This is a genomic window from Croceivirga sp. JEA036, from assembly GCF_011882165.1.
Lineage (GTDB): Bacteria > Bacteroidota > Bacteroidia > Flavobacteriales > Flavobacteriaceae > Croceivirga.
The window spans coordinates 1-3583 of record NZ_JAATON010000016.1; the positions used below are offsets into that span (position 1 = coordinate 1).

General features: G+C 43.7%; 1 protein-coding gene. It reads right to left on the reverse strand.

The annotated features are described in order from the left end of the window. On the reverse strand, window positions 1-3583 hold a 3583-nt coding region (locus tag HCO57_RS16525; RefSeq protein WP_167989943.1), incomplete at both ends, for an Ig-like domain-containing protein.

Below are 3583 nucleotides of genomic sequence, written 5' to 3' on the forward strand. Positions count from 1 at the left end.
CTGCCATTGGTAGGTAAGGTTATTCCCTGTAGCCGTTACGGTAAAGGTTTCTGGGTTACTACCATTGGTTAGCACATCTTGGGGCTGCTCTGCAGCACCAGCAATAGTAGGCGAGGAGCCAGGTTGTTGAAAATCGTATTGTGTATTGGCAGGGCCATCTACATTAGCAGGAGTGGTATAGCCATCAGTTACTGTGGTACCAGTTACCAAGCCATTGGCATCTACCACAAGAGGTAGTTCACCAAGAATACCATCTGCGTTAGGGTCAGAGAACCCAGCTTCAGTAACATCGTTACAGCCATCCCCATCTGCATCTAATTCTAAATAGTCAGGATTTCCGTCAGGCGTGTTCTCTGAATCTGCTAAGGTATAATTGATAGTACCCGCATTTTGTTGTCCACTAGCTTGTACGATATTAGGAATACCATCGGTACCTACCGCACCATTGACTATGCCATTGGTATGTACTTGCTGGTGACCAGCCTCTATGGCATCATAAATACCATCGTTATCCGCATCTAAATCAAAGTGATTTGGCACCCCATCGTTATCGGTATCAAAGCTATCCACAATACCATCACCATTAGCATCAGCTCCAAGGTCAAGGTCTCTGTAGTTGGGAATACCATCGTTATCAGCATCGGCACTAGGGTCAATGCCCGTAGTACTTTCATTAGTATCTAAGATACCATCGTTATCATCGTCTAAATCAACAGTATCAGGGATACCATCATTATCATTATCATCAGCGCCTACCTCTCTATAATCTACTTCAGGAGTAGCAATAATAGCGTTGTTAGGTAGGTCAGCAGCCCCATTGTTTTGGTCGTCATTAGCATCGAAAGGCCCCCCAGTAGTATCAACATCGTCATAAGCATTTAGTAATCCATCGCCATCCGCATCTAGGTTATTGGTAGCCGCAGCGAAGCCAGCTTCCTGTCTATCAATTAATCCGTCTTCATCAGAATCCAAATCCAAATAATCTTTAATGCCATCTGCATCAGTATCTATAGGAGATAGTCCTTGGTCCCCAGTACCTTCGTAGACATCTAATAACCCATCATTATCCGTATCAGCAACGCCACCAGCTACATAAGAAGCGGTCAATTGTGCCTCTACGTTATCAGGAATACCATCATTATCCGCATCAATATCTAAATCATCAGAAATACCATCGTTATCAGAATCAATACCATCATTAACAGTAAACACAGCAGCGGTACCTGGACCAGAAGAAATACCGGTAGGAGTTCCTTGAGTATTTGTAGTACCGGTAGTATTGTTAGGGTGAAATAACCCATTAATATCACAGGTTTGGAATAGTACCGAACCAAGGTAATTGGTAGAGGTAAATCCAGGTTGTAGTTCTAGGTCAAAGGTTACGGTAAAGGCCGAAGTATCATAATAATTAAAATACATAGCCAAACGCGGACCAAAGTCGATACCGTTCCAAGTTTGCCCCGGTCCTTGGAATGTGGTAGTACCTGTAGCGTTATTTTCTGTCACGGAAATAAGGCTATTCGCATCTACAGCATATAGTCCGGGTCTAGCTAGGGTTACGCTTTCTCTAGCATTAGCGCCATCAATATCATAGATAACCCCACCGAAGCGTTCTACGGTTACTTGGAAATTAGTGCCAGCAGCGACAAGGGTTATTTGGAAAGACATGCTACCTGAGTCACCAGCAACGCCAGTGATATCAAAACTAGGTTGCCAAGCATCATTGCTACCAACGCCCCCTAAGTCAATATCATTAAAGATAACGTTAGCATCTTTTTCTGTAATGGTTACAATGGCATCTAGTATCCCCAAAGAGGTACTCACCACATTAGAGAAACGGTATTGCGCATTAACGGTACCAGGCCCGGAGCCTCCACCGATGTAAGTGCCCCCGGTAAAGCTACCAGAAGGGATACCACAGGCATCTCCTTGGGTATCCGTAGGTTCAAAGCCAAGGGATTCTACATAATCTAAAATACCATCATTATCATCATCAATATCTACATCATCATTAATACCATCACCATCGGTATCTACAGGAACTAAGGGCACACTATCATCTCTAAAGTCAACCTGAGCAGTAGCAGGGTCTTGATCGTTAGGGAAATCGGTTGGTTTTTGTCCTGCATTGAAAGCCCCGAAAGGGTCTGCAATACCATTAGGAGCACTGATGCTGTTATCAAAAGCATCGTCTAAGCCGTCATTATCTGCATCTGTATTAGCAGGTGCGGTATCAGGTGTATTGTCTCCATTGGTGTCATAGGCTTCAATGTAATCACTAAGCCCGTCGTTATCAGAATCGGTATCTCTAAAGTCAGGAGCCCCTTGTCCGTCGGTATTCACAGGTTCGTTTACAGAAACTCCAGAACCAGGAGCGGTTTCATAAATATCTGCCAAACCGTTGCCATCAGAGTCGGCAAAAGGCTGAATGTACCCTGCAGTAGACTGCCATTCTATATTATCTACAATACCATCATCATCAGCATCTAAATCCAAATAATCTGGTTGTGTGTCTCCATCCGTATTTTCTGGAGTATTGATAAAAGCCCCTCCGTTGTCTGCATCAAAAGCATCATCAATACCATCGTTATCGCTGTCATTACCAGTAGGTTGTACAAGGGTGGCATCTGGTTGCGCTTCTATGGTATCTAAAATACCATCGTTATCAGCATCAATATCTAGATAATCTGCACCCCCAGTACCATCGCTGTTTACAGGAGGGGTAGAAACGCCGTTACCATCTACACCACCGTCCTCAGCAGCATTAGGAATACCATTAGTACCAGCAGGACTTTCCGCAGCATCAATACTACCATTACCATCGGTATCTAAAGCACCATTGCCTGTTTCTACCACGTCTGGAATACCATCATTATCACTATCTAAATCAAGACTGTTAGGGATACCATCGTTATCAAAATCAGCATTACCTTCTACCACATCAGGGATACCATCATTGTCATCATCCTCATCAGAGGTATTACAAATACCATCACCGTCGGTATCTGGCCCGTCATTAGCGGTATCAAAGTTAGAGCCCGGAGTAAAGTCGTTATTTGCAGTAGCGGAACAATCGTCACAACCATCACCATCTAAGTCTTGACAGCTAGACGGGTCAAAAGGAGCGTTATCAGAGGTATCTGGCACCCCATCATTATCATCATCCGTATCCGTATCATCAGGAATACCATCCCCATCATTATCCAATTGGTAAACTTTGGTAGCAGTTACGGTATTGGTATTGTTATTAGCATCAGTAGTGGTTACGCTACCATCAATAGTTAAATCTGGGTCAGCGGCTAATTGGCTGCCAGGAACATTAATAGTAAAGGCACCACTAGCATTTACGGTACCGGTATAATCTGTACCGTTGATAGATAAGGTTACCGTATCACCAGTATTGAATTCACCACTTACGGTACCCGTAATAGGAATGGTGGTTGTTGCTTCTGCAGAACTCAATAAGTTATCTGCAGTAACATCATTAATAACTAAAACAGGAGTAGGGAAAGTATTATCTAGTGTAATGGGGGCGTTATCAGTAGCTGGGTTACCCGCTACATCACTAACATCCGCCGTTACG